This is a genomic window from Streptomyces sp. NPDC058000 (genome assembly GCF_042886435.1).
In the GTDB taxonomy this organism is placed as follows: domain Bacteria; phylum Actinomycetota; class Actinomycetes; order Streptomycetales; family Streptomycetaceae; genus Streptomyces.
Genome location: NZ_JBHVQS010000127.1, coordinates 1 through 5,240 on the forward strand (window position 1 = coordinate 1; position 5,240 = coordinate 5,240).

The window sequence follows — 5,240 nt, forward strand, 5'->3', positions numbered from 1 at the left end:
GCCCGGGTCCGTACGGAACAGTCGTACGGACCCGGGCGGTCGGCGTTCTCAGGGGCGGCGGTACTCCGCCGCCCACGCCTCCAGCACGTCGGCGGCCTGCTCGAACCGCTCCGAGCGGCCCAGGAAGTCACCGTTGCGGTCCGTCAGCAGGGGCCGCAGCGGTTCCCCCTGCGCCCGCTCGACGCGCAGCGCCTGTCCCTGCACCGTCCGCGGCAGCCCCAGCCAGCGCACCGGCTGCTGGATCGTACGGACCGCGGCGACCGCGGACCACGGCAGCGTGGTGGTGCGCAGCAGGTTCACCTGCCGCAGCCCCCGGGCGCTCACCCAGACCCCCACCCGCACCAGCCGCAGTGCCAGTGCGATCACCAGCACCGCCACCGCCGCGCAGACCGCCGCCCCGACCGGCGACCCGGCCAGCGCGATGATCAGCGCGGAGAGCAGGACGAACGAGGCGAGCAGCAGAAAGACCGCCGCCGCCCCCACTCGCCACGGTCCGGGGCGGTAGGGACGGCGCCAGTGCTCGGGGTCGTGGTACGACGGAGGGACGGGATCCGCGCGGCCGTCGGCCTGGAGGGCACGGTCGGCCGTCAGGAAGGGCAGGGGCACTGCTGGTCCTCACTCAGGGCTGGTCGGCACGGAACGACATGCGGACGGAAGCTGTGAGCGGTGAGGCTATCGGGACTGGCGGAGCGGAACCACCCGGTGGCCCGCTCCGCCGCCGGCTCAGCGGTGCGCGGCCTCGGATTGGTGCACCCCGGTCGAACCGGAGGTGTCCTGCTGGAGGGCCGGCAGGCCGAACAGCAGGGCGCCCGTCAGGCCGCCCACCACGGTGAGTGTGATCAGGGACTGGCCGACGAGCTGCGCGCGCGAGAGGCGCGAGCGCGGCGGGGGAGTGATATTGCTGCGGAACCGGTCTGCCTCGGCAACGAAGGCGAACGGGACGGGCTCTCGCCGGCGGAACATGAGGGGCTCTCCTAGGAACCTCGAAGTGGGCACTGTCACAGGGAAAGACGACGGAGGCGTCCGTTTGGTGCCCGTTTTCCGTTACTTCTGTGAAAAATATCAACCGCCGTCCGCCGGGTTGCAGGCGGGGTCAGGATTGCCCGCTTTGTTCAGCGTTGTTCGACGTTGTGCAGCGTTGTGCAGCGTTGTTCGGAGTGGTCGCTAACGCGGCATCAGCTGGCATTTCCCGGACTGTCAGTGGCGAGCCGTAGGCTGGACGCGCACGAGGATCGAATGGAAGGAACCGCCGGTGTCCCACACCCCCGACCGCGCCGAGAGCGCACCCGTCAGCTTCCGGAGCGAAGTGACGGTCGAGTTGGTCAAGCACAGCGCAGCGGACAGCGATGTGCTGTGGGCGGCCCGGGTCTCGACGGCCGGCGAGCAGTCCCTGGAAGAGCTGCAGAAGGACCCGGAGCGCTCCAAGGGCCTGATCAACTACCTGATGCGGGACCGGCACGGCAGCCCGTTCGAGCACAACTCCATGACGTTCTTCATCAGCGCACCGATCTTCGTCTTCCGCGAGTTCATGCGGCACCGCGTCGGCTGGTCGTACAACGAGGAGTCCGGCCGCTACCGCCAGCTGGAGCCGGTCTTCTACGTCCCCGGTGAGTCCCGCAAGCTCGTCCAGCAGGGCCGCCCCGGCAAGTACGAGTTCGTCGAGGGCACCCCGGCGCAGCACGAGCTCACCGACCGGGTCATGGAGGACAGCTACCGCCGGGCGTACGAGGCGTATCAGGAGATGCTCGCCGCCGGCGTCGCCCGCGAGGTCGCCCGCGCGGTGCTCCCCGTCGGCCTCTTCTCCTCGATGTACGCCACCTGCAACGCCCGGTCCCTGATGCACTTCCTCGGCCTGCGGACGCAGCACGAGCAGGCGAAGGTCCCCTCCTTCCCGCAGCGCGAGATCGAGATGGTCGGCGAGCAGATGGAGGCCCACTGGGCCAAGCTCATGCCCCTCACCTACGCAGCCTTCAATGCGAACGGCCGTATCGCCCCGTAGCGCTTCGGCTGCGTACGGCGCCGCGCGGCTCGATCGGCGGGCCGCGCTCGCGCCGCCGGGATACCCGTCCGAAGTGTCCGGATTGCGGCACTTTGAGAAGTTCATTTACGCTGAACAAACGGACCCGGCACTGCTTGAACCCCCGAGCAGGCAGTGCCGGAGTCCACATCCCTCCTCCCCAGAGGCACACCCCGCGGCGCCCTACGAGTAGCGTGGGACCCATGGCTCCGACTTCCACACCGCAGACCCCCTTCGGGCGGGTGCTGACCGCCATGGTCACGCCGTTCACGGCGGATGGCGCCCTCGACCTCGACGGCGCGCAGCGGCTCGCCGCACACCTGGTGGACGCCGGCAACGACGGCCTTGTCGTCAACGGCACCACCGGAGAGTCCCCGACCACCAGCGATGCGGAGAAAGCCCAGCTGGTCCGTGCCGTGGTCGAAGCCGTCGGCGACCGCGCCTTCGTCGTCGCCGGAGCCGGCACCAACGACACCCGGCACAGCCTGGAGCTGGCCCGCGCGGCGCAGGACGCCGGCGCGCACGGTCTGCTCGCGGTGACGCCGTACTACAGCAAGCCCCCGCAGGAGGGCCTGCTGCGCCACTTCACCGCCATCGCGGACGCCACCGACCTCCCGGTGATGCTCTACGACATCCCCGGCCGCAGTGGCGTCCCGATCAACACCGAGACCATGGTCCGGCTCGCCGAGCACCCGCGGATCGTCGCCAACAAGGACGCCAAGGGCGACCTCGGGCGCGCCAGCTGGGCCATCGCCCGCTCCGGCCTGGCCTGGTACAGCGGCGACGACATGCTCAACCTCCCGCTGCTCTCGGTCGGCGCCGTCGGCTTCGTCTCCGTCGTGGGGCACGTCGTCACGCCCGAGCTGCGCGCCCTGCTGGACGCCCACCTCAACGGCGACGTCACCAAGGCCGCGGAGATCCACCAGAAGCTGCTGCCCGTCTTCACCGGCATGTTCCGCACCCAGGGCGTGATCACGACCAAGGCCGCCCTCGGCCTGCAGGGCCTGCCCGCCGGTCCGCTGCGGCTGCCGCTGGTCGATCTCTCGCCCGAGGAGACCGAACAGCTCAAGCGCGATCTCGCCGCCGGCGGGGTACAGCTCTAAACACAGACTTCATAACTGAATACGGACCAACACCAACCGCCACATAGCAAGTGCACGAATGTCATGCGCGCCACGTGCCTCGACGGCAGCGTGGCGCGCATGGTGAGGAGAGTCTTTTGAGTCATCCGCATCCTGAGCTCGGCGCCCCGCCGAAGCTGCCCAAGGGCGGCCTGCGCATCACCCCCCTCGGTGGCCTGGGTGAGATCGGCCGCAACATGACGGTCTTCGAGTACGACGGCCGGTTGCTGATCGTCGACTGCGGAGTGCTCTTCCCCGAGGAGGAGCAGCCCGGAATCGACCTGATCCTGCCGGACTTCACGTCCATCAGGGACCGCCTCGACGACATCGACGGCATCGTGCTCACGCACGGCCACGAGGACCACATCGGTGGCGTCCCCTACCTCCTCCGCGAGAAGCCGGACATCCCGCTGATCGGCTCCAAGCTGACCTTGGCCCTCATCGAGGCCAAGCTCCAGGAGCACCGGATCCGCCCCTACACGCTGGAGGTCGCCGAGGGCGACCGCGAGCGCCTGGGCCCCTTCGAGTGCCAGTTCGTCGCCGTCAACCACTCCATCCCCGACGCCCTCGCGGTCGCCATCCGCACCCCCGCGGGCATGGTCGTCCACACCGGCGACTTCAAGATGGACCAGCTCCCGCTGGACCGCCGACTGACCGACCTCCCGGCCTTCGCCAAGCTCGGCGAGGAGGGCATCGACCTCCTCCTCTCCGACTCCACGAACGCCGAGGTCCCAGGCTTCGTCCCGCCGGAGCGCGACATCTCCAACGTGCTGCGCCAGGTGTTCGCCAACGCCGACAAGCGCATCATCGTCGCCAGCTTCGCCAGCCATGTGCACCGCATCCAGCAGATCCTCGACGCGGCCCACGAGTACGGCCGCCGGGTCGCCTTCGTCGGCCGCTCGATGGTCCGCAACATGGGCATCGCCCGCGAACTGGGCTATCTCAAGGTCCCCGCGGGCCTGGTCGTCGACGTCAAGACCCTCGACGACCTGCCGGACCACGAAGTGGTGCTGGTCTGCACGGGCTCCCAGGGCGAGCCGATGGCCGCCCTCTCCCGGATGGCCAACCGCGACCACCAGATCCGCATCGTCCAGGGCGACACGGTCATCCTGGCCTCGTCGCTCATCCCCGGTAACGAGAACGCGGTCTACCGCGTGATCAACGGCCTCAGCCGTTGGGGCGCGAACGTGGTCCACAAGGGCAACGCCAAGGTCCACGTCTCGGGCCACGCCTCGGCCGGCGAGCTGCTGTACTTCTACAACATCTGCAAGCCGAAGAACCTCATGCCGGTACACGGCGAATGGCGCCACCTCCGCGCCAACGCCGAACTGGGCGCACTGACGGGCATCCCCAAGGACCGCATCGTCATCGCCGAGGACGGCGTGGTCGTCGACATGGTCAATGGCATCGCCAGGATCACCGGCAAGATCCAGGCCGGCTACGTCTACGTCGACGGCCTCTCGGTCGGCGATGTCACCGAGGCGCACCTCAAGGACCGCCGCATCCTGGGCGACGAGGGCATCATCTCGGTCTTCGTGGTCGTCGACAGCAGCACCGGAAAGACCGTCGGCGGACCCAACGTCCACGGCCGCGGTTCGGGCATCGACGACGCGGCGTTCGAGGCCGTCGTCCCCAAGATCGAAGAAGCACTGTCCAAGGCGGCCCAGGACGGCATCGCCGAGCCCCACCAGCTCCAGCAGCTGATCCGCCGCGCAGTCGGCAAGTGGGTGTCGGACAACTACCGTCGCCGCCCGATGATCCTCCCTGTGGTCGTCGAGGTCTGACGGACGGACCGTCCGACGGTCCTCAAGTAGGAGTGGGGCGCCCCGATTTGCATCGGGCGCCCCGCTCCAGTACGTTTCAGGCTCCGCCAGAACGGGAAGCACCGCGCGCTGCGCGTGCGGACTGCTCCCCACGGACCGCGGAATTCCGACCCAGAGCAATCTGATAAAGTCGGATCAGCCGAAAGGCAAACCCCTCCGACCAGAATTCAGAACCGAATTCGAACCGGTAGCGCCTCACTGAGAAGCGGGCCGGAAGCGAAAAAGGATCTGATAAAGTCGGAAAGGCCGAAAAGCGAAAGCGAAGCGGCCGGACCCCGC

5 protein-coding genes are annotated in these 5,240 nt (G+C 68.7%); 3 read left to right on the forward strand and 2 right to left on the reverse strand.

The annotated features are described in order from the left end of the window. Positions 1–48 precede the first annotated feature (48 nt). Together ACFVT2_RS43205 and ACFVT2_RS43210 are read right to left on the reverse strand one after the other, a co-directional pair. Entirely contained in the window at positions 49–606 is a 558-nt protein-coding gene (locus tag ACFVT2_RS43205; protein WP_390027964.1) for a PH domain-containing protein, read from the reverse strand. A gap of 117 nt (positions 607–723) precedes the next feature. After that, positions 724–963 (reverse strand): hypothetical protein, encoded by a 240-nt coding sequence (locus ACFVT2_RS43210; RefSeq protein ID WP_390027966.1) that lies wholly within the window; start codon positions 961–963, stop codon positions 724–726. A 289-nt stretch (positions 964–1,252) separates the two neighbouring features. On the opposite strand from ACFVT2_RS43210, the gene thyX reads away from it, so the two are divergent. From thyX to ACFVT2_RS43225, 3 genes are all read left to right on the forward strand, one after another. After that, the gene (thyX, locus tag ACFVT2_RS43215; RefSeq protein ID WP_390027969.1) at positions 1,253–1,999 is read left to right on the forward strand and encodes an FAD-dependent thymidylate synthase; all 747 of its coding nucleotides are present in this window, start codon (positions 1,253–1,255) and stop codon (positions 1,997–1,999) included. A gap of 221 nt (positions 2,000–2,220) precedes the next feature. Next, on the forward strand, positions 2,221–3,120 hold the full coding sequence (gene dapA / locus ACFVT2_RS43220) for a 4-hydroxy-tetrahydrodipicolinate synthase (RefSeq protein ID WP_390027971.1): 900 nt from the start codon (positions 2,221–2,223) through the stop codon (positions 3,118–3,120). A gap of 116 nt (positions 3,121–3,236) precedes the next feature. After that, positions 3,237–4,922 (forward strand): ribonuclease J, encoded by a 1,686-nt coding sequence (locus ACFVT2_RS43225; protein WP_390027973.1) that lies wholly within the window; start codon positions 3,237–3,239, stop codon positions 4,920–4,922. The last annotated feature ends 318 nt before the right edge of the window (positions 4,923–5,240 follow it).